This is a genomic window from Streptomyces sp. NPDC059248, assembly GCF_042753905.1.
Classification (GTDB): Bacteria; Actinomycetota; Actinomycetes; order Streptomycetales; family Streptomycetaceae; genus Streptomyces.
Genome location: NZ_JBHYZV010000010.1, coordinates 96622 through 118935, shown reverse-complemented (window position 1 = coordinate 118935; position 22314 = coordinate 96622). Strand labels below are relative to the sequence as shown.

General features: G+C 72.7%; 21 protein-coding genes and 1 pseudogene. 12 read left to right on the top strand and 10 right to left on the bottom strand.

Annotation, left to right across the window (positions count from 1 at the left end):
- Window positions 1-9 precede the first annotated feature (9 nt).
- From ACFXG1_RS06920 to paaA, 6 genes are all read right to left on the bottom strand, one after another.
- A complete protein-coding gene (locus tag ACFXG1_RS06920) occupies window positions 10-1194 on the bottom strand; it encodes an acyl-CoA dehydrogenase family protein (RefSeq protein WP_384717089.1) in 1185 nt (394 codons plus the stop codon).
- 126 nt (window positions 1195-1320) lie between these two features.
- Entirely contained in the window at window positions 1321-2406 is a 1086-nt protein-coding gene (locus tag ACFXG1_RS06915; protein WP_384717086.1) for a 2Fe-2S iron-sulfur cluster-binding protein, read from the bottom strand.
- Window positions 2407-2925: a 1,2-phenylacetyl-CoA epoxidase subunit PaaD gene (gene paaD / locus ACFXG1_RS06910; RefSeq protein ID WP_384717083.1), complete on the bottom strand. Its 519-nt coding sequence runs from the start codon at window positions 2923-2925 to the stop codon at window positions 2407-2409.
- Window positions 2919-3752: a 1,2-phenylacetyl-CoA epoxidase subunit PaaC gene (gene paaC / locus ACFXG1_RS06905; RefSeq protein WP_384717080.1), complete on the bottom strand. Its 834-nt coding sequence runs from the start codon at window positions 3750-3752 to the stop codon at window positions 2919-2921. Before paaC ends, paaD begins: the two co-directional genes overlap by 7 nt.
- Window positions 3749-4039 carry a 1,2-phenylacetyl-CoA epoxidase subunit PaaB gene (paaB, locus tag ACFXG1_RS06900; RefSeq protein ID WP_384717077.1) on the bottom strand — a complete coding sequence of 97 codons (291 nt, stop codon included), beginning with the start codon at window positions 4037-4039 and terminating at the stop codon, window positions 3749-3751. Before paaB ends, paaC begins: the two co-directional genes overlap by 4 nt.
- Window positions 4036-5040 carry a 1,2-phenylacetyl-CoA epoxidase subunit PaaA gene (paaA, locus tag ACFXG1_RS06895; protein WP_384717095.1) on the bottom strand — a complete coding sequence of 335 codons (1005 nt, stop codon included), beginning with the start codon at window positions 5038-5040 and terminating at the stop codon, window positions 4036-4038. The genes paaB and paaA overlap by 4 nt, the downstream gene beginning before the upstream one ends.
- 143 nt (window positions 5041-5183) lie before the next feature.
- Here paaA and ACFXG1_RS06890 point away from each other — a divergent pair, with 143 nt between their 5' ends.
- The 3 genes from ACFXG1_RS06890 to ACFXG1_RS06880 are packed head-to-tail and all read left to right on the top strand — an operon-like array spanning window position 5184 to window position 8241.
- A complete protein-coding gene (locus tag ACFXG1_RS06890; protein ID WP_384741442.1) occupies window positions 5184-6266 on the top strand; it encodes a DUF5819 family protein in 1083 nt (360 codons plus the stop codon).
- Window positions 6263-7531 carry an HTTM domain-containing protein gene (locus ACFXG1_RS06885; RefSeq protein WP_384719522.1) on the top strand — a complete coding sequence of 423 codons (1269 nt, stop codon included), beginning with the start codon at window positions 6263-6265 and terminating at the stop codon, window positions 7529-7531. Before ACFXG1_RS06890 ends, ACFXG1_RS06885 begins: the two co-directional genes overlap by 4 nt.
- Window positions 7528-8241, top strand: coding sequence for a TrmH family RNA methyltransferase (locus ACFXG1_RS06880; protein WP_384719524.1), 714 nt, complete (start codon window positions 7528-7530; stop codon window positions 8239-8241). Before ACFXG1_RS06885 ends, ACFXG1_RS06880 begins: the two co-directional genes overlap by 4 nt.
- 110 nt (window positions 8242-8351) lie before the next feature.
- Here ACFXG1_RS06880 and paaN read toward each other — a convergent pair whose 3' ends face one another.
- Window positions 8352-10025 (bottom strand): phenylacetic acid degradation protein PaaN, encoded by a 1674-nt coding sequence (gene paaN / locus ACFXG1_RS06875; protein WP_384741440.1) that lies wholly within the window; start codon window positions 10023-10025, stop codon window positions 8352-8354.
- A gap of 123 nt (window positions 10026-10148) precedes the next feature.
- Between paaN and ACFXG1_RS06870 the strand changes: the two genes are divergently transcribed.
- Both ACFXG1_RS06870 and ACFXG1_RS06865 read left to right on the top strand, forming a co-directional pair.
- Window positions 10149-10439: a 3-hydroxyacyl-CoA dehydrogenase NAD-binding domain-containing protein gene (locus ACFXG1_RS06870; protein WP_384741439.1), complete on the top strand. Its 291-nt coding sequence runs from the start codon at window positions 10149-10151 to the stop codon at window positions 10437-10439.
- A complete protein-coding gene (locus tag ACFXG1_RS06865) occupies window positions 10436-11083 on the top strand; it encodes a TetR/AcrR family transcriptional regulator (protein ID WP_384717444.1) in 648 nt (215 codons plus the stop codon). The genes ACFXG1_RS06870 and ACFXG1_RS06865 overlap by 4 nt, the downstream gene beginning before the upstream one ends.
- A gap of 170 nt (window positions 11084-11253) precedes the next feature.
- Here ACFXG1_RS06865 and ACFXG1_RS06860 read toward each other — a convergent pair whose 3' ends face one another.
- The gene (locus tag ACFXG1_RS06860) at window positions 11254-11790 is read right to left on the bottom strand and encodes an Lrp/AsnC family transcriptional regulator (RefSeq protein ID WP_384717456.1); all 537 of its coding nucleotides are present in this window, start codon (window positions 11788-11790) and stop codon (window positions 11254-11256) included.
- 189 nt (window positions 11791-11979) lie between these two features.
- On the opposite strand from ACFXG1_RS06860, the gene pdhA reads away from it, so the two are divergent.
- From pdhA to ACFXG1_RS06835, 5 genes are all read left to right on the top strand, one after another.
- Window positions 11980-13191 (top strand): pyruvate dehydrogenase (acetyl-transferring) E1 component subunit alpha, encoded by a 1212-nt coding sequence (gene pdhA, locus ACFXG1_RS06855; RefSeq protein WP_384741453.1) that lies wholly within the window; start codon window positions 11980-11982, stop codon window positions 13189-13191.
- Window positions 13188-14222, top strand: coding sequence for an alpha-ketoacid dehydrogenase subunit beta (locus tag ACFXG1_RS06850; protein WP_384717447.1), 1035 nt, complete (start codon window positions 13188-13190; stop codon window positions 14220-14222). The genes pdhA and ACFXG1_RS06850 overlap by 4 nt, the downstream gene beginning before the upstream one ends.
- Window positions 14222-15766: a dihydrolipoamide acetyltransferase family protein gene (locus tag ACFXG1_RS06845; RefSeq protein ID WP_384741436.1), complete on the top strand. Its 1545-nt coding sequence runs from the start codon at window positions 14222-14224 to the stop codon at window positions 15764-15766. Before ACFXG1_RS06850 ends, ACFXG1_RS06845 begins: the two co-directional genes overlap by 1 nt.
- Window positions 15767-15948: 182 nt before the next feature.
- The gene (locus ACFXG1_RS06840) at window positions 15949-16899 is read left to right on the top strand and encodes an NTP transferase domain-containing protein (RefSeq protein WP_384741434.1); all 951 of its coding nucleotides are present in this window, start codon (window positions 15949-15951) and stop codon (window positions 16897-16899) included.
- 65 nt (window positions 16900-16964) lie between these two features.
- Window positions 16965-18320, top strand: coding sequence for a molybdopterin molybdotransferase MoeA (locus ACFXG1_RS06835; RefSeq protein ID WP_384741451.1), 1356 nt, complete (start codon window positions 16965-16967; stop codon window positions 18318-18320).
- A gap of 90 nt (window positions 18321-18410) precedes the next feature.
- On the opposite strand, the gene ACFXG1_RS06830 is transcribed toward ACFXG1_RS06835, so the two are convergent.
- Window positions 18411-19520 (bottom strand): potassium channel family protein, encoded by a 1110-nt coding sequence (locus tag ACFXG1_RS06830; RefSeq protein WP_384719350.1) that lies wholly within the window; start codon window positions 19518-19520, stop codon window positions 18411-18413.
- A gap of 166 nt (window positions 19521-19686) precedes the next feature.
- Here ACFXG1_RS06830 and ACFXG1_RS06825 point away from each other — a divergent pair.
- Window positions 19687-20367 (top strand): annotated as a pseudogene (locus tag ACFXG1_RS06825) (potassium channel family protein); the annotation flags it as partial.
- A 108-nt stretch (window positions 20368-20475) separates the two neighbouring features.
- The gene (locus ACFXG1_RS06820) at window positions 20476-21456 is read left to right on the top strand and encodes an NAD(P)H-quinone oxidoreductase (protein WP_384719352.1); all 981 of its coding nucleotides are present in this window, start codon (window positions 20476-20478) and stop codon (window positions 21454-21456) included.
- 264 nt (window positions 21457-21720) lie between these two features.
- Here ACFXG1_RS06820 and ACFXG1_RS06815 read toward each other — a convergent pair whose 3' ends face one another.
- Window positions 21721-22203, bottom strand: a complete 483-nt coding sequence (locus ACFXG1_RS06815; protein ID WP_384707198.1) for a bacterial proteasome activator family protein — start codon at window positions 22201-22203, stop codon at window positions 21721-21723.
- Window positions 22204-22314 lie beyond the last annotated feature (111 nt).

The window sequence follows — 22314 nt, the reverse complement described above, 5'->3', positions numbered from 1 at the left end:
CCTCGCCGTTCAGTCGGAGGGCTGGGCGGCCAGCAGGTCGCCGAGGGCCTCCTCATGGGCGGCGGCCGGGCCCAGGGCGAGTTCGAGCTGTTTGGCCCAGGCGTGGTAGCGGTGCAGAACGTACTCCGTGTCCACACCGAAGCCGCCGTGCAGATGCTGGGCCGTCTGCACCATCCGCCGTACGCCTTCCGATGCCCAGATCTTGGCCACGGCCACATCGCCGGCGACCGGCAGCGGGCCGCCGACCTCCGGTTCGCCCGGGGCGGGCGTGAGTCGCCACGCGGCCTGCCAGAGGGTGACCTCCATCGCCCGGAGATCGATGAAGCGGTCGGCGGCCTGTACCGCGACCGCCTGGAAGGTGGCCAGGGGAAAGCCGAACTGCTCACGCTTCCCCGTGTAGTCGGCGGTCAGCTCCAGGACCCGCTCGGCCAGGCCGAGCGCGAGCGCGCAGACGCCTGTGGTGAGGAGCGGCCGCAGCCACTCCCAGGCCCTTTCGTCCGCGATCACCCGGTGGGCGGGCACGGTCACGGAGTCGAGGGTGACCTCCGCGTACCGCTCGCCGTTGGTGGAGAGTTGCTCGGCGAGGGTGACCCCCTTCTGGCCGGGCGCGACCAAGGCCAGTACGGCGCGGCCCTCGCCCCGGTGGGCGGGCACCGCGATCAGATCGGCGGAGTGCGCCCATGGCACGGCCGTCTGTACTCCGTCGAGCAGCCAGTCGGCCCCGGCCGCGGACCCGGCCCCGTTGTCCGGTCGGTTGTTCGACGGGACGGCGGTGACGGCGAGTTCGGCGGGGTCGTGACCGGTACGGCCGGCGGTGGCGGCGGTGAGGACGCACTCCCCCCGGCCCACCCGGGGCAGGATCTCGTCCCGCAGTCCGGTGGTGCCGTGGCGTTCGACCGCCATCGCGACGGCGGCGGTCTCCAGCAGCGGTACCCGGGCGAGCACCCGCGCGGACTCGCGCAGCACCAGACAGAGCGCGACGGGGTCGGAGCCCGCCCCGCCGTACCCGGGTGACAGCACCAGACTCAGCAGATCCGCCCCGGCGAGCCGGGACCACAGGGGACGGTCGAAGGTGTCCGCGACCGCGCCCGGGGTCAGCGCGGGGCTGGGCACCGAGCCGGGGTCGACCCCCGCGAACACTCCCTTCGCCGCCTCGACGGCCGCCCGCTGCTCCTCGGTGAAGGTGAAGTCCACAGCCCTGCCCTTCCGTGCGTCCGGCCGCCCGACGGACGGCCGTCCGGCGATATCTGACGGTCCGTCAAGATAAGCCAGGCCGATGGAAAAGAACACACGCGGGGGCGGGGTGTCGGGGGTGGGGTGTCAGCGGTCGAAGTCCAGCTCCACCTCCGGGGTCACCGGATGGGACTGGCACGCCAGGACATAGCCCGCATCCGTCTCCTCCGGCTCCAGGGCGAAGTTGCGGTCCATCCGGACCTCGCCCGAGACCAGGAACGCCCGGCAGGTGCCGCAGACGCCGCCCTTGCAGGCGTACGGCGCGTCGGACCGGCTCCGCAGCACGGTCTCCAGCAGCGATTCCCGTTCCCGGACGGGCCAGTTGCCGGAGCGGCCGTGCAGGGTCGCCGTGAGGGTGGCCCGGTCCGGCGCGGGGAGCGGGGCGGGCGCGGGCGCGGATCCGTCGTCGATGTGGAAGATCTCCTGGTGGATCCGGGCGCGGTCGACACCGAGCCCGCGCAGGGCCCGTTCGGCGGAGGTCACCAGGCCCAGCGGTCCGCACAGGAACCAGCCGTCCACGTCGCCCACCGGCAGCAGTGCGGGCAGCAGCTCCGCCAGCCGTTCGCGGTCCAGTCGCCCGGACGGCAGCCCCGAGGACTGCTCCTCCCGGGAGAGCGCCGTGACCAGCTGGAAGCGGTCCGGATAGCGGTCCTTGAGGTCGGCGATCTCGTCGAGGAACATCGTCGACGCGACGGTCCGGTCGCTGCGGATCAGACAGAACCGGGCCTCCGGCTCCCGGGCCAGCAGAGTCGTCACCATGGACAGCACCGGGGTGATCCCGCTGCCGCCGACGATCCCCGCGAAGTACCCGGGGCGCGGATCGAGCCGGAACCGGCCCATCGGGGGCATCACATCGACCAGGTCTCCGACGGAGAGCTCCTTCAGGGCCCAGGTGGAGAACTCGCCCCCCTCGACCAGCCGGATGCCGACCCGCAGCACGGGCCGGAAGGGCTCGGCGGCGGAGCCGTCGCCGGCCGGGGGCGGGGGCCCGGCCGGGGCGCAGATCGAGTACGTCCTGCGGATCTCCTCGCCGTCGACCGTACGGCGCAGCGCGAGGTGCTGGCCGGGGGTGTGGCGGAACGCGGCGGCCAGTTCGGGCGGTACCTCGAAGGTGACGGCGACCGAGTCGTCCGTGAGCCGATCGACCGCGCCGACCCGGAGCGGATGGAACATCTACAACTCCTTGAAGTGGTCGAAGGGTTCACGGCAGGAGACGCAGCGGCGCAGTGCCTTGCAGGCGGTGGAGGAGAATCTGCTGAGCAGCTCCGTCTCCGTCGAACCGCAGTGCGGGCAGCGGACGGAGAGGCCCACCGGGACCGGCCCGGACGCGGAGTGCGAACGGGGCGGGGCGATCCCGGACTCGGCCAGCTTGCGCCGCCCCTCGGCGGTGATGTCGTCCGTCGACCAGGCGGGGGAGAGCACCGTGACCACCGATACCTCCGCCATGCCGTGGTCGTGCAGGGCGCGCTCTATGTCGTCGCTCATCGTTTCGACGGCCGGGCAGCCCGTGTAGGTCGGGGTCAGTGTCACCTCGACCCGGTGGGGGCCGAGGAGCCGGACCCCGCGCAGTACACCCAGTTCGGCCAGGGTCAGGACCGGCAACTCCGGGTCGGGCACGGCTCCGGCGACGCGCCGCAGCTCGGCTTCGAGGGCGGTGTCCCCGGCGGGGGTCCGTGTCGTGCCGCTCACCATGACGCCCCCGGGTGGCTGCGGTGGAGATGCTGCATCTCGGCGAGCATCCGGCCGAAGGGCTCGGTGTGGATGCCCTGGCGTCCGGCGCCCGCGGACCAGCCGCCGGAACGCGGCCCTTCGGGCACGGTGAGCGTCGCACGGGTCAGGACGGCGGTCACGGACGCCAGCCACTCGGCCTCCAGCTCCCGTCCGTCGAGCTCCGTCGGGCCGGAAGCCGGGCCGGTGGTCGGGCCGGTGGTCGGTTCGGTCGCCGGGTCGGCTGCGGCTGCGGTCGTCGCGTCGTCTTGAGTGCCGTCGGCGCGGATCAGTCCGGCGAACGGCTGGAACGGCTCGCCCGTGAACCGCCACAGCGCGTCACAGGCCCGCCGCATCCGTCCATGGCTCTCCTCGGTGCCGTCGCCGAGCCGGATCGTCCACTGCTCCGCGTGGTCGCGGTGGTAGGCGACCTCCTTGACCGCCTTGGCGGCGAGTGCGGCGAAGGGGCCTTCGGCGGTGGCCAGCCGCTGGTACAGCAAGTGCTGGTAGGTGGAGAAGTAGAGCTGGCGGGCGATGGTGTGCGCGAAGTCGCCGTTCGGCTGCTCGACCAGCTGAAGACCGAGGAAGGCGCGCTCCTCGCGGAGATACGCCAGCTCGTCCTCGTCACCGGCCAGGGAGAGCAGCACCCGGGCCTGGCCCAGCAGATCGAGGGCGATATTGGCGAGTGCGACCTCCTCCTCCAGGACCGGGGCGTGGCCCGCCCACTCCCCCAGCCGGTGCGACAGCACCAGCGCGTCGTCCCCGAGGGCGAGCGCCGCGGCGGCGGCCCCCTGGGTCAGTGCGGTCGTCACAGGTGCTTCACCCCTTCCGGGATCTCGTAGAACGTCGGATGGCGGTAGGGCTTGTCGGCGGAGGGATCGAAGAAGGGGTCCTTCTCGTCCGGCGACGAGGCGGTGACGGCGGTCGAGGGGACGACCCAGATCGACACCCCCTCACCGCGGCGGGTGTACAGATCGCGGGCGTTGCGCAGGGCCATCTCGGCGTCCGGGGCGTGCAGGCTCCCGGCGTGGGTGTGGGACAGGCCCCGCCGCGAGCGGACGAAGACCTCCCACATCGGCCAGTCCTTCGCGCCGCTCATGCCGTCGCCTCCTGGAGCTCCGCGCCGCTCGCCGACCGCTTGGCGGCGTGGGCCGCTGCGGCGTCCCGGACCCAGGCACCGTTCTCATGGGCCAGGCGGCGCTGGGACAGCCGCTCCTCGTTGCAGGGGCCGTTGCCCTTGAGGACCGCCTGGAACTCGGCCCAGTCGATCGCGCCGAAGTCGAAGTGGCCGCGCTCCTCGTTCCACCGCAGATCGGGATCGGGGAGGGTGAGGCCGATGGCCTCGGCCTGCGGGACGCAGATGTCCACGAAGCGCTGCCGCAGCTCGTCGTTGGAGTGGCGCTTGATCTTCCAGGCCATCGACTGCGCCGAGTGCGCCGACTCGTCGTCCGGCGGGCCGAACATCATCAGCGACGGCCACCACCAGCGGTCCACGGCGTCCTGCGCCATCGCGTGCTGGGCGGGTGTGCCGCGGGAGAGGGCGTGCAGCAGCTCGTACCCCTGGCGCTGGTGGAAGGACTCCTCCTTGCAGATCCGGACCATCGCCCGGGCGTAGGGGCCGTAGGAGCAGCGGCACAGCGGGACCTGGTTGGTGATCGCGGCGCCGTCCACGAGCCAGCCGATGGCGCCGACGTCCGCCCAGGTCAGCGTCGGGTAATTGAAGATCGACGAATACCGCTGACGGCCCGCGTGGAGCTTGTCGAGCAGCTCGTCCCGCCCGACGCCCAGCGTCTCCGCCGCGCTGTACAGATACAGGCCGTGGCCCGCCTCGTCCTGCACCTTGGCCATCAGGATCGCCTTGCGGCGCAAGGAGGGCGCCCGGGTGATCCAGTTGGCCTCGGGCTGCATTCCGATGATCTCGGAGTGGGCGTGCTGGGCCATCTGCCGGACCAGGGTCGCCCGGTACGCGTCGGGCATCCAGTCGCGCGGCTCGATGCGTTCGTCCGCCGCCACGGCGGCGTCGAACACCTCCTGGGGGGACGCCGCGAACCCCGCGGCCCCGGAGGAACCGTGCCCGGCGCCCGGCGCCGAGCCGTACATCTCCGGCGTATCCGCCGTCACTGACGTCATCCGAACCCCCTACCGACCGATCGTTCGGTTCATTGACTTCAATGGTGGGTCGGCGGCCCTTAAGGTGTCAACCCTGTGGATAACCGAGGTGGGACCGGCGGGATCGGGGCGGGATGGACTCCTACGAGCACGAGGGCGCACAGGAACCGAGGGGCCGACGGTCCGGCTCCCCGCCGGACGGCACGCCGCCTCCCCCCTCCGACCGGCGGGAACGCGAGTCCGAGCCCCGTGAGGCCCCGACCGGCGATGCCGACACCGTCACCGCCACCGCCGCCGGTACCGCCGGTGGAGTGACGGAGTCCGCGCCAAGTTCCGGCGCGCCTGCCGCTCCGGCGGCGTCGGCGGTTCCGGTCGAGCCGGGCGCGGCGGATGCCGCCGAAGGCGCGGACACCGTGGCTGTTGCCGCTCCGGACGAGGCCGCGGACGAAGACGAGGCGGACGGGTCCCGTCCGGACGGGAGCGGGACGGCGCCCACCACCGGGCTCGCCGCGCTCTCCTTCCCGTACCAGGTCACCGCCGCCGTCGTCCTGGGCCTTGTCGCCCTGGTCGGCTGCGTCCATCTGCTCATGGTGTTTCTGCACGTCGCGCCCTCCAACACCGCGAGCAAGCAGTACAGCGACGCGGTGAGCGGCTGGGTTCTGCCCGAGTTCGAGCAGAACTGGAAGCTCTTCGCCCCCAATCCGCTCCAGCAGGACGTCACCGTCCAGGTGAAGGCGGAGCTGGCGGGACCGGACGGCGAGAAGAAGATCACGGAGTGGATCGACCTGGGCGCCGACGACGTCGAGGCGATCCGCGGCAGCCTCCTGCCCAGCCATGCCGCCCAGAACCAGCTGCGGCGGGCCTGGGACTTCTACACGGGCTCGCACGACGATCAGAACCGGGCCACGGGCACCCGCGGTGAGCTCTCCGAGTCGTATCTGCGCCGGCTGGTGATGCTGCGTCTCGAGCGGGACCACGACCTCGGGCCGGAGGTGGAGCGGATCCAGATCCGCTCGGTGGCGACCCTGGTGGAGGCACCGCCGTGGTCGAAGGAGAAGACCGACACCCGGCCCTCGTACCGGGTCCTGCCGTGGTGGAACGTCACCAACGCCGACCGGCCCCTCGGCTACGGCGTCCGCGCGGGCGACACCATCGGCTCCGGGTCCGGGTCCGGGTCCGGCAACGGCGGCGGCGAGCGTACGGAGGCGGCCCGATGAGCGATGTGAACGACGGCTCCAACCGGACCGCCGAGCTGCTCCAGAAGGTGACCGCGACCGCCTTCGGCCGGTACCAGAGCGCGATCATCCGGATCGGCTTCTCCGCGACCTGGCTCTTCTTCCTGCTGCGGGAGATCCCCCACCGCCATGAGCTGTACGGTCCTGACGGGCCGTGGAGCTGGCAGATGGCGGACACGTTCATCTCCGACAACGACGCCTTCACCGTCCTCATGTGGTCGGACGGCCGGCTCTGGTTCGAGATCGTCTACGCCGTGTCCGTCCTGGCGTCGCTCGGCCTCTGTCTGGGCTGGCGGACCCGCACCATGTCGGCGCTCTTCATGGTCGGGGTGCTGTCGCTCCAGAACCGCGCGATCTTCGTGGGCGACGGCGGCGACAACGTCATCCACATCATGGCGCTCTATCTGCTGGTCACCCGGTGCGGCCAGGTCTGGTCGCTGGATGCCAGAAGGGCGCGTACGGCGCCGGACGCGCCCGACCGCGTGGGCCCGGTGCTCTGGGTGGTGACCGGTACCGCCCTGCTGCTGGCCACCGTGGAGAACCGGACCGGTCTCTTCGTTCTGCTGGTGCTGTGGGGCATGTGGGTGGGGCTGGCCCTGTGGTGGCTGGTGAACCGGCCCGGAGCCGCCGTCCAGCCCCGCGTCCTGCTGGACACCCTCGCCAATATCGGCCACAACGCCGGGCTCGTGATCATCATGGCCGAGGTCTGTCTGATCTACGCCACGGCGGGCTGGTACAAGATCCAGGGGTCGCGCTGGGGCGACGGGACGGCGCTCTACTACACCCTGGAGCTGGACTACTTCGCCCCTTGGCCCGCGCTCTCCGAGTTCCTGGGCTCCCACGGGCTGATGGTGATGGCGCTGACCTACGGCACGGTCATCGTGCAGGTCGCCTTCCCGTTCACCCTCTTCAACCGCCGGGTGAAGAACGTCCTGCTGGTGGTGATGATCGCCGAGCACGCTGCGATCGCCGTCATCATGGGGCTCCCCTTCTTCTCGATGGCGATGATCGCCGCCGACGCCGTCTTCCTGCCCACCGCGTTCCTGCTGTGGCTGGGTGTCCGGGTGACACGCGGCCGGGACCGGCTGCTGACCCGGGTCGGCCGGCGGCCGAACACCGGGGACGGGGACGGGGGCGGGGGCGGGGGCGGCGACGGTGGTGACGGCGGCGCGAAGGGCGGGACCGGGGCCGTACTGCCGGAGCAGCGGACCGGGGACTCCGGACAGCCCCGTACGCTCGTGGGGTGAGTACGACCCGAGGCACCGCACCCGCAGCAGACCCGGCAGCCGTCCGGGCCGTCCCGGAGGGGGCGGACGAGCCGGTGCAGTACGACGACGGCTTCGGCCCCGAGATCGGGGTCGGGCCGCATCCGCTGCCCTGGCCCGACGACGAGCGGTACGACCCCGAGCTGCTGGCCGGTGGCGATCGCCGCAATGTGGTCGACCACTACCGCTACTGGAAGCGGGAGGCCGTCGTCGCCGACCTCGACACCCGGCGGCACGGTTTCCATATCGCCGTGGAGAACTGGAGCCACGACTTCAATATCGGCTCCGTGGTCCGGACCGCCAACGCCTTCCTGGCCCGGGAGGTCCATATCGTGGGCCGCCGCCGGTGGAACCGGCGCGGCGCCATGGTCACCGACCGCTATCAGCACATACGGCACCACCCGGACACCGCCGCCCTGACGGCGTGGGCGGCGGCCGAGGGGCTGCCGGTCATCGGGATCGACAACCTCCCCGGGGCCGTACCGCTGGAGCGGACCGTTCTGCCGCGCCGCTGTGTGCTGCTCTTCGGCCAGGAGGGCCCGGGGCTGACGGAGGAGGCGCGCGAGCACGCGGCGATGGTCTGCTCGATCGCCCAGTTCGGCTCGACGCGGTCGATCAACGCGGGAGCGGCCGCGGCCATCGCCATGCACGCCTGGGTACAGCGGTACGCCGAGATCTCCGCGCCGTCCTGAGCCGTCCCGTGCCGTCCTGAGCCGAGCCGAGCCGTCCCGGCCCCGGACCGGCCCGGGGACCCGGGCTCCCGGCTCCGTACGAGAGCCCGGCAGGGCCCACAAGACGTGACCTACGCCTGGCGGCGGACCTCCACCACCCGGAAGCGGTTGGCCACGAACGCTCCGTCGCAGAGCGCCGCGTTCGCCGCCGGGTTGCCGCCGGAGCCGTGGAAGTCGGAGAAGGCGGCCGTCTGGTTGACGTACACCCCGCCCGTCAGATTCAGGGAGAGCTGGGCCGACTCGTCCAGACAGACCTCCTCGACCGCCCGCTCGACCTCCTCCGACGTCGTATAGGCACCGACCGTCATCGCGCCCTTGTCGCGGATCGTGCGCCGCAGCAGTTCGACCGCCGCCGCCGTCGACTCCACCGCGACCGCGAACGACACCGGGCCGAAGCACTCGGCGAGATACATCGCCTCCGCGTCCGGCCCGGCGCCGTCCACCTTGACGATGACCGGGGTCCGGACGACGGCGTCCGGGAAGTCGGGATGGGTGACCTTGCGGGAAGGCAGCGCGACCTCGCCGAGACCGGCCGCCCCGTCCAGCCGCATCTTCACGTCCGGATTGACCAGCGCGCCCAGCAGGGCGTTGGCCCGGGCGTCGTCCCCGAGCAGACCGCCCACCGAGGCCGCGAGATCGCCGACCACCTCGTCGTACGACTTGTGGCCCGCGTCCGTGGCGATCCCGTCGCGCGGAATCAGCAGATTCTGCGGGGTCGTGCACATCTGGCCGCTGTAGAGGGAGAGGGAGAAGGCCAGGTTGGACAGCATTCCCTTGTAGTCGTCGGTGGAGTCGACGACGACCGTGTTGACCCCCGCCTTCTCCGTGTAGACCTGGGCCTGGCGGGCATGGGTCTCCAGCCAGTCGCCGAAGGCCGTGGAGCCCGTGTAGTCGATGATCCTGACCTCGGGGCGGAGCGCGAGGGTCTTGGCGATGCCCTCACCGGGGCGCTCGGCGGCGAGACAGACCAGATTGGGGTCGAAGCCCGCGTCCGCGAGCGCCTCCCGGGCGGCCCGGACGGTGAGCGCGAGCGGCAGCACGGCCCGCGGATGCGGCTTGACCAGCACCGGATTACCGGTGGCGAGGGACGCGAAGAGCCCCGGATAGCCGTTCCACGTCGGGAAGGTGTTGCAGCCGATCACCAGCGCGACACCCCGCCCGGCCGTCGTGAACGACTTCCGCAGCTTCAGGGGGTCCCGCTTCCCCTGCGGCTTGGCCCAATCCGCCGTCCCGGGGGTCCGGGTCTGCTCCAGATAGGCGTACGCCACCGCTTCCAGGCCGCGGTCCTGGGCGTGCGGCCCGCCGGCCTGGAACGCCATCATGAACGCCTGGCCGCTGGTGTGCATCACGGCATGGGCGAACTCGTGTGTCCGCGCGCCGATCCGCGCGAGGATCTCCAGACAGACCAGGGCGCGCCGCTCCGGCCCCGCGTCCCGCCAGGCGGGCACGCCCGCGCGCATCGCGGGGAGCAGCACATCGGGGTCGACATGGGGATACTCGATACGCAACTCGGGCCCGTAAGGGGAGACTTCGGAGCCCGCCCAGCCGTCCGTGCCGGGCTGGTCCAGCTCGAACCGGGTGCCCTTGAGCGCCTCGAAGGCCGCGAGACCGTCGGCGGGGGCGCTCTCCCCGTACGCCTTGGGGTGTTCGGGGTGGGGGGACCAGTAGGCCCGGGTGCGGATCGTCTCAAGGGCCTGATCGAGCGTCGCCCGGTGGTCGGTCAGTCGGGTCTCGGTCAGGGTCACGACGGACCAACTCCTCGTCGATAGGGGCGGGGATCAGCGGACAGAGTTAGAGTAACCGAACGATCGGTCGGTACAAGGGGGCCTGTCGAAGCTGTGGAAAACTCATCGGGGAGGATCACCTCCATGACCGCCATCGAGCACGGGTCCGACGACGGCCGGACCATCGGTGCCGGGACGGCCGGGCGTATGGGCCGGGGCATAGCCCGGGTGGCTCCGGCCGCCGGACCCCCCGTACGCCTCCGCGACCCGGACGGGGAGCGCGCCGCCGGGGCCGTGGCCGCCGTCGGCGCGCGGCTCGGCCGGCCGGTCGGGAAAGGCCGGATGGACGCGGTCGGGCGGGACGCCGCCCGCGCCCGGCTCCGCGCCGTCGACGGCGTCCGGTGGACTTTCGAAGACGAGGGAGCGGACGGATGACCACCGCCAAGCGGGACACGTACACCCCGGAGACGCTGCTGACCGTGGCCGTGCGGATCTTCAACGAGCGCGGCTACGACGGCACCTCCATGGAGCACCTCTCCCAGGCGGCGGGGATCTCGAAATCCTCGATCTACCACCATGTGGCGGGTAAGGAGGAGCTGCTGCGGCGGGCGGTGAGCCGGGCGATCGACGGGCTGTTCGCGATCCTCGACGAGCCGGGGGCGCAGCGGGGCCGGGCCGTGGAACGGGTCGAGCACGTGGTCCGGCGGACCGTACAGCTGCTGGTGGTCGATCTGCCCTATGTGACGCTGCTGCTGCGGGTCCGGGGCAACACCAAGACGGAACGGTGGGCCATGGAGCGCCGCCGCGAGTTCGACCACCGGGTCGCCGAGCTGTTGCGGGCGGCCGCGGCGGACGGGGATCTGCGGGCCGATGTGGACACCCGGCTCGCCACCCGGCTCCTCTTCGGCATGATCAATTCCCTGGTGGAGTGGTACCGGCCGCATCCCGGCGGGGGCTGGGAGGGGGACCAGGTGGCGGAGACGGTCGTACGGATCGCCTTCGACGGCCTGCGGACGGCGGACGGGCCCCGGACGGACGCGGTGGGCCCGTCGGGCCCGTCGGAACCGGCGCGGGGCTGACGGCCCCCTGAGGGCCCTCCCGGGCGGCTTTCCGGGCCGGTTCCGGGACCGGTTCCGCGGCGGTTCCGGGGCGGTTCCGGGACGGCTCGGCTCCGGGCGGGCGCGGATCGCGCCGTCCGGCCGTGTGCGCGGGGGCAGCAGGAATCGGCCGGGGTCAGTCGGGGGCAGCCTCAGTCGGGGGTGCCGTTCTCGTTCTCCGGTGCCGGGGTGGGCGCAGGGACGCCCGTGCCCCTGTCGAGGTCGGTCTCCTCGAAGACCAGCAGGGTCCGTGTGGACAGCACCTCCGGAATGGCCTGGAGCCGGGTCAGTACCAGTTCGCGCAGGGTCCGGTTGTCCCGGGTGTGGATCAGCAGCAGGACATCGAAATCACCGCTGACCAGGGCGATGTGTGCGGCGCCCGGCAGCTCTTCGAGCTGTTCGCGCACGGTGCGCCAGGAGTTCTGGACGATTTTGAGGGTGATGTAGGCGGAGGCCCCCTGGCCCGCCCGCTCGTGGTCGATCCGGGCGCTGAAGCCGCGGATCACCCCGTCGTCGAGCAGCCGGTTGATCCGGGCGTAGGCGTTGGCGCGGGAGACGTGTACCCGCTCGGCCACGGAACGTATCGAGGCCCGGCCGTCGGCCCGGAGGATCTCCAGGATGTCCCGGTCGATCGCGTCCAGTGGCCGCGGCGCGGGCAGTTGCCCGGTCCGGGCCGCGCCGGCGGCCATTTGTTCAGTTCCCATGTCCCCCCGCCTTCCCGCCATGGACGACCTGTGCCCATCACAGGCTGTGGAGAACCGTTTGTCCACAGGCTGAGGGTGCCTGTAGCCAAAATGCGCCGACGACCGAACAATCGGTAGGTGAGGCGGGCCACAGCCGGGCCGCTTCCACACCGCCCCCACGAGGAGGTGCTCGCGTTGCGCAAGAGCAGCAGCACGACCGTGCAGGAGCTGCCCGGTTCCGCGGCCTACCGGCCAAGCCCGCCCCCGGCGTGGCGGCCCCGCACCGATCCCGCGCCCCTGCTCCCGGACCCCGAGCCGTTCCGGGTGCTCGGTACGGACGCGGCGACGGCGGCCGATCCCGAGCTTCTGCTCACCCTCTACGCCCAGCTCGTCCGCGGCCGCCGGTACAACGTCCAGGCGACGGCCCTGACGAAGCAGGGGCGGCTCGCCGTCTATCCGTCGAGCACCGGCCAGGAGGCGTGCGAGGTGGCCGCCGCGCTCGTGCTCCGGGAGCAGGACTGGCTCTTCCCGAGCTATCGGGACACGCTGGCAGCCGTCGCCCGCGGTCTCGACCCGGTGCAGGCACTGACCCTGCTCCGGGGCGACTGGCACACCGGCTACGACCCGTACGAGCACCGGATCGCCCCCCTGTGCACTCCCCTGGCCACCCAGCTGCCGCACGCGGTCGGACTGGCGCACGCGGCCCGGCTCAAAGGGGACGACGTGGTCGCGCTCGCCCTCGTCGGCGACGGCGGCACCAGTGAGGGCGATTTCCACGAGGCGCTGAACTTCGCGGCCGTCTGGCGGGCGCCGGTCGTCTTCTTCGTACAGAACAACGGCTTCGCGATCTCCGTCCCGCTGGCCAAGCAGACCGCCGCGCCCTCCTTGGCCCACAAGGCCGTGGGGTACGGCATGCCCGGCCGGCTCGTCGACGGGAACGACGCGCCCGCGGTCCACCGGGTGCTCTCCGAGGCGATGGAGCGGGCCCGCGGTGGTGGCGGCCCGACGCTGGTGGAGGCGGTCACCTACCGGATGGACGCCCATACGAACGCCGACGACGCCACCCGGTACCGCGGCGACACCGATGTCGACCTGTGGCGCGACCACGATCCGATCCTGCTGCTGGAGCGGGAGCTGACGGCCCTCGGGCTGCTGGACGAGGGCCGTAAGCAGGCCGTCGCGGACGCGGCCGAGGAGATGGCGGCCGCGCTGCGCGAGGGGATGAACGCGGATCCGGTGCTCGACCCGATGGATCTGTTCGGGCAGGTGTACGCGGAGCGGACGGGCCAGCTCCGGGAGCAGGCGGCCCAGTTGCGGGCCGAGCTGGCGGCGGCGGAGGGGCACGAGGATCCGGCGGGGCCGGAAGGACCCGAAGGACCCGAAGGACCGGAAGGAGGGGACCGATGAGCACGGCGACGACCACACCGGCCGGGCGGGCCGAGGCCCCGGCGAAGCCCGCGACGATGGCCCAGGCCCTGCGCAGGGCCCTGCGGGACGCGATGGCCGAGGACCCGGCGGTCCATGTCCTGGGCGAGGACGTCGGCACCCTGGGCGGGGTCTTCCGGATCACGGACGGGCTCGCCGCGGAGTTCGGCGACACCCGCTGTACGGATACCCCGCTCGCCGAGGCGGGCATCCTCGGTACGGCCGTCGGTATGGCGATGTACGGTCTGCGGCCCGTGGTGGAGATGCAGTTCGACGCCTTCGCCTACCCCGCGTTCGAGCAGCTCTTCAGCCATGTCGCCCGGATGCGCAACCGCACCAGGGGCGCCATGCCGCTGCCGATCACCGTCCGGGTGCCGTACGGCGGCGGGATCGGCGGGGTCGAGCACCACAGCGACTCCTCCGAGGCGTACTACATGGCCACACCGGGGCTGCACGTCGTCGCCCCCGCGACCGTGGACGACGCCTACGGGCTGCTGAGGGCGTCGATCGCCTCGGACGATCCGGTGGTCTTCCTGGAGCCCAAGCGGCTGTACTGGTCCAAGGCCGACTGGTCGCCGGAGGCGCCGAAGGCGGTGGAGCCGCTGGGCCGTGCCGTGGTCCGGCGCCGGGGGAGCAGCGCCACCCTGATCACCTACGGGCCGTCGGTGCCGGTCTGTCTGGAGGCGGCGGAGGCGGCTTCCGCCGAGGGCTGGGATCTGGAGGTCGTCGATCTGCGGACGCTGGTGCCGTTCGACGACGAGACGGTATGCGCTTCGGTACGGCGCACCGGGCGGGCGGTCGTCGTCCACGAGGCCACCGGCTTCGGCGGACCCGGCGGTGAGATCGCGGCCCGGGTCACCGAGCGCTGCTTCCACCGGCTGGAGGCGCCGGTGCTGAGGGTGGCCGGGTTTGACATCCCCTATCCGCCGCCGATGCTGGAGCGGCACCATCTGCCCGGGGTCGACCGGGTCCTCGACGCGGTGGCGCGGTTGCAGTGGGAGGCGGAGAGCTGATGGCCCAGGTGCTGGAGTTCAGGTTGCCCGATCTCGGGGAGGGGCTGACCGAGGCGGAGATCGTGCGCTGGCTGGTCGCGGTCGGCGACGTGGTCGCCGTCGACCAGCCCGTGGTCGAGGTCGAGACGGCCAAGGCGATGGTGGAGGTGCCCTGCCCGTACGGCGGCGTGGTGACCGCGCGCTTCGGCGACGAGGGGACGGAACTCCCGGTGGGGGCGCCGCTGCTGACGGTCGCGGTGGGTGCGACCGGGCGGGGCGCGGCGCCGGACGGCGGCGGTCCGCCCGCCGCGGGGGCTGCCGCCGGTACGGACTCCCGGCCGGGTTCCGGCCCGGGTCCGGGTGCCGGCTCGGGTCCGGGCGTCGGCTCGGGCTCCCGGCCGGATTCCGGCTCCCGTTCGGGTCCGGGCGCCGGTTCGGGTTCGGGGGCCGGTTCCGGGGCGTCGGGTGAGACGTCGGGCAATGTGCTCGTGGGGTACGGGACGGGGGCGCCCGCCGCTCGTCGCCGCCGGGTCCGGCCCGTTTCCGTACCGAGCGGTCCCGAAACGCCCGTTCTGCGGGAGCCCGGGGTCGTCACCCCCGACCACGGCACGGCGGCGGTGGCGGACCCGGCGGTGGAGGGGCCCGTGCCCGTCATCTCGCCGCTGGTGCGACGGCTGGCCCGGCAGAGCGGCCTCGATCTGCGACGGCTGACCGGGTCCGGCCCGGAGGGGCTGATTCTGCGGTCCGACGTCGAACGGGCCATCGACACGGGCGCGTCCGCCGCCGCCGCACAGGCCCCGGCCCGGGAGGCCCCGGCCCCGGCCCCGGCCCCCGCTCCGGCCGCCGCCGTGGCCGGGTCCGGCCGGGGGATCGCGGAGGAGGTACGGATACCGCTGCGCGGTGTGCGCGGGGCCGTCGCCGACAAGCTGGCCCGCAGCCGCTCCGAGATACCCGACGCCACCTGCTGGGTCGACGCGGACGCGACCGAGCTGATGGCCGCGCGGACGGCGATGAACGCCGCGGGCGGCCCGAAGATATCCCTGCTCGCCCTGCTCGCCAGGGTCTGCACGGCGGCGCTCGCCCGCTATCCGGAGCTGAACGCGAGGGTCGACACGGACCGGCGGGAGATCGTCCGGCTGCCCGAGGTGCATCTCGGCTTCGCCGCCCAGACCGAACGGGGCCTGGTCGTCCCGGTGGTCAGGTCGGCGCAGCGCCGGAGCGCCGAGTCGCTCACGGAGGAGTTCGCCCGGCTGACGGACGCGGCCCGCCACTCCGCCCTGACGCCGGCCGATCTGACCGGGGGGACGTTCACCCTGAACAACTACGGGGTGTTCGGGGTCGACGGATCCACGCCGATCATCAACCACCCGGAGGCGGCGATGCTCGGCGTCGGCCGGATCGTGCCCAAGCCCTGGGTGCACCAGGGCGAGCTGGCCGTACGCCAGGTCGTGCAGCTCTCCCTCACCTTCGACCACCGGGTGTGCGACGGCGGTACGGCGGGCGGGTTCCTGCGGTACGTCGCGGACTGCGTCGAACAGCCCGCGGTGCTGCTGCGCACGGTGTGACCCTGCGGCGGGCCCGTGACCCCGGGCGGGCCCGGCTTGCTGATGCGCCGTGCCGGGTGACCGTGCCGAGGCGGAGGTGTGCGGAGGCGCGGGGGAACCGCCCGGCCGGAAGAGGGGTGTTCTCGTCCGGAGCGGGGGCGGACCATACTGCCGGGTATGACCGCGATCTCGGTACCACCGGTATGACCACGGAGTCCGGCCCCGTCCCGGCCGACGGGGCCGATGTCCCGTACGACGCCGTCGTGCTCGCCGGAGGGGGTGCGAAGCGGCTCGGCGGGGCGGACAAGCCGGGGGTCGCCGTGGGCGGGCGGGCCCTTCTCGACCGGGTGCTGGGCGCCTGCCGGGAGGCCGGGCGCACGGTGGTCGTCGGCGGGCGCAGGGCGACCGTACGGCCCGTCGTCTGGGCCCGGGAGGAGCCGCCGGGCGGCGGCCCCCTGGCCGCGCTCGACGCGGGTGTACGGCGCGTCGGCACCCCGCCGGACGGTGTGGTCGTCGTGCTCTCCGCCGATCTGCCGTTCCTCGGCCCGTCGACCGTGCGCCGACTGGTGGACGCCCTCGGGACCGGCGGGACCGAGGGCGTCGTCCTCACCGACCCCGGCGGGCGGGACCAGCCGCTGGTCGCGGCCTACCGGGCGGAGCCGCTCCGCCGGGAACTCGCTCTGCTCGCGACGGAGTACGGATCCCCCGCCGGGCTGCCGCTGCGGCTGCTGGTCCAGGAGCTGGACCTGGCCCGGATCGAAGCGGGGCCGTTCGCCTCCTTCGACTGCGACACCTGGGAGGACATCACCGTCGCCAGGGCCCGGATCAGGGAGCATGGCACCGTGCTGGAGGAATGGATCACCGCGGTCAAGGACGAACTCGGTGTCGATCTCGACGTCGACACCACATCGCTGCTGGATCTGGCCCGCGACGCCGCGCACGGCGTCGCCAGGCCCGCCGCCCCGCTGACCACGTTTCTCGTGGGATACGCGGCGGCCTCGGCGGCCGGCGGCGGACCCGACGCGGTGGCGGAGGCGGTCCGCAAGGCCGCCGCCCTCGCCCGCCGCTGGGCCGAGGAGACCGGGAACGCGCCGGACGGCGGGCCCGCCGGAAGCGCCGGCGGATCCGCCGGACGCGACGGAGGCGGGGCGTGAGTGGCGGGACCCGCGCGGGCGGGCGGCGGGACACCCCGACCGAAGACCTCCCCGGCGCCCCCGGCATCCCCGGCGCCCCCGGCGTTTCCGGCGTTTCCGGTGGCGTGGACGACACCGACGACGGTGTGGAGGAGGCCCTCGCGCTCGTCGGACGCCCCGCCCGGCCGTCCGTACCGCCGCGTGCGGCCCGCGATACGGATCCGGCCGGGTGCCCCGGGCCGATCCCCTGGCCCGACGCCCGGACCAGGGCCGCCCGGAGCGGCCGGGAGGCGTTCAGGGGCGACCGGACCCACCGGGTGCCGCTGGAGCGGGCCCTGGGTCTCGTCCTGGCCGAGGAGCTGACCGCCCTCTGCGATCTGCCCTCTTTCGACACCTCCGCCATGGACGGCTGGGCCGTGGCAGGACCGGGCCCCTGGGACGTCGACGGATCCGCCCCCGTACTCGCCGGGAGCGGGGACGCGCCCCCGCTCCCCGACGGCACCGCCGTACGGATCGCCACCGGGGCCCGGATCCCGCACGACACCACCGCGGTGATCCGTAACGAACACGCCAGGACGGACCCCGCCCGGGGGCTGCTGCTGGCGGTCCGGACGGTGGTGCACGGCCAGGACATCCGCTCCCGGGGCCAGGAGTGCCGGTCCGGCGAGCGGCTGCTGCCCGCCGGGGCCCAGGTCACCCCCGCCGTCCTCGGACTCGCGGCGGCCGCGGGCTACGACGAACTCGCCGTCGTCCCCCGGCCCACCGTCGAAGTGCTGGTGGTCGGGGACGAACTCCTCGGTGACGGACTCCCCCGAGACGGCCGGATCAGGGACGCCCTCGGACCCATGGCCGGCCCGTGGCTGCGGGCGCTCGGCGCCGATGTCCTGGGCACCCGCCGGATCGGCGACGACGAGGCCGCGCTCCACCGGGCGGTGACCGGATCCCCGGCCGATGTCGTCGTCACCACCGGCGGTACGGCCGCCGGACCCGTCGACCACGTCCATCCCGTCCTCCGGAAAGCGGGCGCCGGCCTGGTGGTCGACGGTGTCGGCGTCCGGCCCGGCCATCCGATGCTGCTGGCCCGCTTCCCGGACGGGTCAGGACCCCGCCGGCTCGTCGGGCTTCCCGGCAATCCCCTCGCCGCGGTCTCCGGACTGCTCACCCTGGCCGCGCCGCTGCTGCGCGCGCTCGCCGGGCTGCCGGAGCCGGTTCCGTACACCGCGCCCGTACGCGACGAGGTGCCCGGCCACCCGTACGACACCCGGCTCGTGCCCGTCGTCCACAGCGGGTCGCTGCTGGTGCCGCTGCGGTACCACGGTCCGGCGATGCTGCGCGGGCTCGCGGCGGCCGACGGTCTGGCCGTCGTCCCGCCGGGCGGTGCGCGTCCCGGGGACGAACTGGAAGTCCTGGATCTCCCCCTGGGCTGCGGCGACGGGCTCTGACAGCGGGGCGGGAGGCCGCCCGGACGGTGACTGAGCGTGTTTCACGTGAAACGAGAAACACGAAACGTGAGACACGGTCAGTCACCACCGTCAGTACGGGGGTTCCTCCCGGCCGACGATGATCAGCCGGTCTCCGAACTGCATGGTCGCGGCCTCCGGATCGGCGTAGTCCAGGACCCGCTTGCGCCGCACCACGGCGACCACGAGATCCGCGCACTCCCGCGGTGTCTTGCCGATCTCGTCCTTGTGCACCGCCCGTTCCGTGAGGCTGAGCCCGCGGCCGTGGGTCATCAGATCCTCCAGGGTGTCCGCCACATGCGGACTGGCCGTCGACACCCCCAGCAGCCGCCCGGCCGAGCTGGAGCTGGTGACCACGGTGTCCGCGCCGCTCTGCTTCAGCAGGGGTACGTTCTCGTCCTCGCGGACCGCGACCACGATGGCGGCCCGGCGGTTGAGCTGGCGCGCGGTCAGGGTGACCAGGGTCGCCGTATCGTCGCGCTGGGTGGAGATGATCACCCGGGCGGCCCGCTCCAGCTCCGCCTTCAGCAGGGTGCGGGAGCGGGTGGCATCGCCCTGGACGGCGACGAGACCGTCGGAGTTCGCCGCGTCGATCGCCTTCTGGAGGGGGTCGACCACGACGATCTGCTCCTTGGTCAGCCCCTGGCCGATCAGAGTCTCCACGGCATGCCGCCCCTTGGTGCCGTAGCCGACGACCACGACGTGGTCCCGCATCTTGGAGCGCCACCGGTGGACGCGTACCTGCTGGCGGGTGCGTTCGGTGAGGACCTCCAGGGTGGTACCGACCAGGATGATCAGGAACACCACCCGCAGCGGGGTGATGACGAAGATGTTCGTCAGCCGGGCGGCGTCGCTGACCGGGGCGATATCGCCGTAGCCCGTGGTGGAGAGGGTGACCGTGGTGTAGTACGCCGCGTCGAGGAGGTCGACCTTGCCGTCCGCGTTGTCGTTGTAGCCCGCGCGGTCGAGCCAGACGAGCAGGGTGGTGACGGCGAGAACCAGTATCGCCATGGCCAGCCGTCGCAGTACCTGCTGGAGCGGCGGTACGGCGGCCTGGGCGGGCATGGTGATGAGGCGACTCGCCTCGGTGTCTTCACTGGCCTCCGCCCTGGTGGAGCGGAACCAGATGGAACGCAGGATCGAGATCCGTCCCCTGGGCGGCGGATGTTCCTCGTCCTTCATCGCGTGTCTCCTCCGGCATTGGCCGTCTCGCGGGGCATGGGTGACCATGGTCGCGGATACGTCCGGGTAAGTCTCGCCGGGTTCGGTCGGAAGTGCCGGGATCATGAGGATCACCGCACCCGTCGGTGGCGGCGTACGACGGGCAGAACCGCGACAGACGAGGAGGAGGCCGGACGTGCGTGATCACACGATCATCGTCGGCTTCGGTACGAAGGGCCGCTCGGCCCTGCAGACACTGATGGCGACGGGCCTGCCGAAGGAGCAGGTCATCGTGCTCGACCCGAGCAGCAAGGTGGTCGATTCGGCCCGTGCCGAGGGCATCGAGGGCGTGGTCGGCGACGCGACCCGCAGCGATGTACTGCTCCGGGCGGAGGTCCAGCGGGCCCGGCAGATCGTGATCGCGACCCAGCGCGACGATACCGCCGTCCTGGTCACGCTGACGGCGCGCCAGCTCAATCGGCAGGCGAAGATCGTGGCGGCGGTACGGGAGGAGGAGAACGGGCCGCTGCTGCGTCAGTCGGGCGCCGATACGGTGATCACCAGCGCCAGCGCGGCCGGGCGGCTGCTCGGGCTCTCCGTTCTCAGCCCGAGCGCCGGGGCCGTGATGGAGGATCTGATCCATCAGGGCAGCGGGCTCGATCTGGTCGAGCGGCCGGTGATAAAGGCCGAGGTCGGGCGGAACGTCCGGGACACCGGCGATCTCGTCGTGAGCGTGCTGCGGGGCCATCGGCTGATCGGGTACGACGACCCGGCGGCGAGCCCGCTCCAGTTGACCGACCGTCTGATCACCATCGTCCGGGCCGAAGCGCCCCCGTCACCGCAGCACCCCACCACCACCCGGCCCTGATCCGCGCGGGACCGGCCGGGGCCGCGACCCGGCCGGCCGGACGCACCCGAGGGCCGGTCCGAGGTGCCGGAAGGGGGGCGGGGACATCGCCGGAGTAGCCTCGCCGCCATGCATGCGATCACGATTCCGGAACCCGGTGGGCCCGAGGCGCTGGTCTGGGCCGAGGTGCCCGATCCCGTGGCGGGGGAGGGCGAGGTCCTCGTCGAGGTGGTGGCGAGCGCCGTCAACCGCGCGGACCTCCTCCAGCGGCAGGGCTTTTACGACCCCCCGCCGGGCGCGTCGCCCTATCCGGGCCTGGAGTGCTCGGGCCGGATCGTCGGCATCGGCCCCGGGGTGTCGGGCTGGGCGCTCGGCGACGAGGTGTGCGCCCTTCTCGCGGGCGGCGGGTACGCGGAGAAGGTCGCGGTGCCCGCCGGTCAGGTACTGCCCGTACCGCCGGGCATCGATATCGCGGTCGCCGCCGCCCTGCCCGAGGTCACCGCGACGGTCTGGTCCAATGTCTTCCTCATCGCCCATCTGCGCCCCGGTGAGACCGTGCTGATCCACGGCGGGGCGAGCGGTATCGGCACGATGGCCATCCAGCTCGCCAAGGCCGTCGGGGCACGGGTGGCGGTCACCGCGGGCAGCCCGGAGAAACTGGCGCGCTGCGCCGAACTGGGCGCGGACATCCTCATCGACTACCGGCAGGACGACTTCGCCGACGAACTGCGCCGGGCCACCGACGGCGACGGCGCCGATGTCATCCTCGACATCATGGGCGCGAAGTATCTGGACCGGAACGTCCGGGCGCTTGCCGTGAACGGCCGGCTCGCCGTCATCGGCCTCCAGGGCGGGATCAAGGGCGAGCTGAATCTGTCGACCCTGCTCGGGAAGCGGGCGGCGATCACGGCGACGTCACTGCGGGCCCGGTCGCTGGAGGAGAAGGCGGCGATCGTGGCAGCCGTACGGGAACACGTCTGGCCGCTCATCGCGGCGGGCCGGGTCAGGACCGTGATCGACCGGGAGTTCCCGCTCCGGGACGCCGCGGCGGCCCACGAGGCGCTGGAGTCCGGTACGCACGTCGGCAAGATCCTGCTCAGGGCGGTCTGAGCCGACCCCGACTCCTGAGATCCCCATTCCCGAGACCCCCGACCCCCACCCCCACCGCGAAAACGACCGCGAAAACGACCGCGGAGACGGTCGTCCCGGCCACCCCCGGGACGGCCCGCGGCTCGCGGTCCGAGCCCCGCGTCCGTACGGCACGACCCGTGACAGGACCCGGGCGACCGGGCCACGACCGGGCCGTGGAACTACGGACGGAATGACCGACGAGGGTTCGGGCGAACCCCGGGGGCTCTGCGGATCCCGACAGCCCTACAGATACGGCCCCGAACGCAGCGCGCCCTCGGGCAGGCCGTCGTCGTCGTGCGGGGCTCCCGGCGGCAGGGCGCGGCGCATCTGCTCCAGCTGGGCGCGGGCCGCCATCTGCTGGGCGAACAGGGCCGTCTGGATGCCGTGGAACAGCCCCTCCAGCCAGCCCACGAGCTGAGCCTGGGCGATCCGCAGCTCGGCCTCGGACGGTACGGCCTCGTCGGTGAAGGGGAGCGACAGCCGCTCCAGCTCCTCCACCAGCTCGGGGGCGAGCCCGTCCTCCAGCTCCTTCACCGAGCTGGCGTGGATCTCCTTCAGCCGGACCCGGCTCGCCTCGTCGAGAGGAGCCGCCCTGACCTCCTCCAGCAGCTGCTTGATCATGCTGCCGATCCGCATGACCTTCGCGGGCTGCTCCACCATCTCCGTCACGGGGACCTCACGCAGCTCGTTGTCACCGCTACCCCCAGTGCCACCAGCGAGAGCCATACCGTCCTGTCCCACGACGAGGACATGGGGACTCTCCTGCGAGTGTTCATTCCTCGGCATATCCATGCCGCCATTCTCGCGCACACCGACCTCATCACGTGCTGTGCCCCC

What these genes read in the sequence shown, in the direction of transcription:
- ACFXG1_RS06915 (WP_384717086.1), bottom strand. Translation starts at nt 2,406, where the DNA reads ATGTTCCATCCGCTCCGGGTCGGCGCGGTCGATCGGCTCACGGACGAC.
- paaB (WP_384717077.1), bottom strand. Translation starts at nt 4,039, where the DNA reads ATGAGCGGCGCGAAGGACTGGCCGATGTGGGAGGTCTTCGTCCGCTCG.
- ACFXG1_RS06850 (WP_384717447.1), top strand. Translation starts at nt 13,188, where the DNA reads ATGAGCACGGCGACGACCACACCGGCCGGGCGGGCCGAGGCCCCGGCG.
- ACFXG1_RS06815 (WP_384707198.1), bottom strand. Translation starts at nt 22,203, where the DNA reads ATGGCTCTCGCTGGTGGCACTGGGGGTAGCGGTGACAACGAGCTGCGT.
- ACFXG1_RS06830 (WP_384719350.1), bottom strand. Translation starts at nt 19,520, where the DNA reads ATGAAGGACGAGGAACATCCGCCGCCCAGGGGACGGATCTCGATCCTG.
- paaA (WP_384717095.1), bottom strand. Translation starts at nt 5,040, where the DNA reads ATGTACGGCTCGGCGCCGGGCGCCGGGCACGGTTCCTCCGGGGCCGCG.
- ACFXG1_RS06820 (WP_384719352.1), top strand. Translation starts at nt 20,476, where the DNA reads ATGCATGCGATCACGATTCCGGAACCCGGTGGGCCCGAGGCGCTGGTC.
- paaD (WP_384717083.1), bottom strand. Translation starts at nt 2,925, where the DNA reads ATGGTGAGCGGCACGACACGGACCCCCGCCGGGGACACCGCCCTCGAA.
- ACFXG1_RS06870 (WP_384741439.1), top strand. Translation starts at nt 10,149, where the DNA reads ATGACCGCCATCGAGCACGGGTCCGACGACGGCCGGACCATCGGTGCC.
- ACFXG1_RS06885 (WP_384719522.1), top strand. Translation starts at nt 6,263, where the DNA reads ATGAGCGATGTGAACGACGGCTCCAACCGGACCGCCGAGCTGCTCCAG.
- ACFXG1_RS06865 (WP_384717444.1), top strand. Translation starts at nt 10,436, where the DNA reads ATGACCACCGCCAAGCGGGACACGTACACCCCGGAGACGCTGCTGACC.
- ACFXG1_RS06845 (WP_384741436.1), top strand. Translation starts at nt 14,222, where the DNA reads ATGGCCCAGGTGCTGGAGTTCAGGTTGCCCGATCTCGGGGAGGGGCTG.
- ACFXG1_RS06860 (WP_384717456.1), bottom strand. Translation starts at nt 11,790, where the DNA reads ATGGCCGCCGGCGCGGCCCGGACCGGGCAACTGCCCGCGCCGCGGCCA.
- ACFXG1_RS06890 (WP_384741442.1), top strand. Translation starts at nt 5,184, where the DNA reads ATGGACTCCTACGAGCACGAGGGCGCACAGGAACCGAGGGGCCGACGG.
- ACFXG1_RS06840 (WP_384741434.1), top strand. Translation starts at nt 15,949, where the DNA reads ATGACCACGGAGTCCGGCCCCGTCCCGGCCGACGGGGCCGATGTCCCG.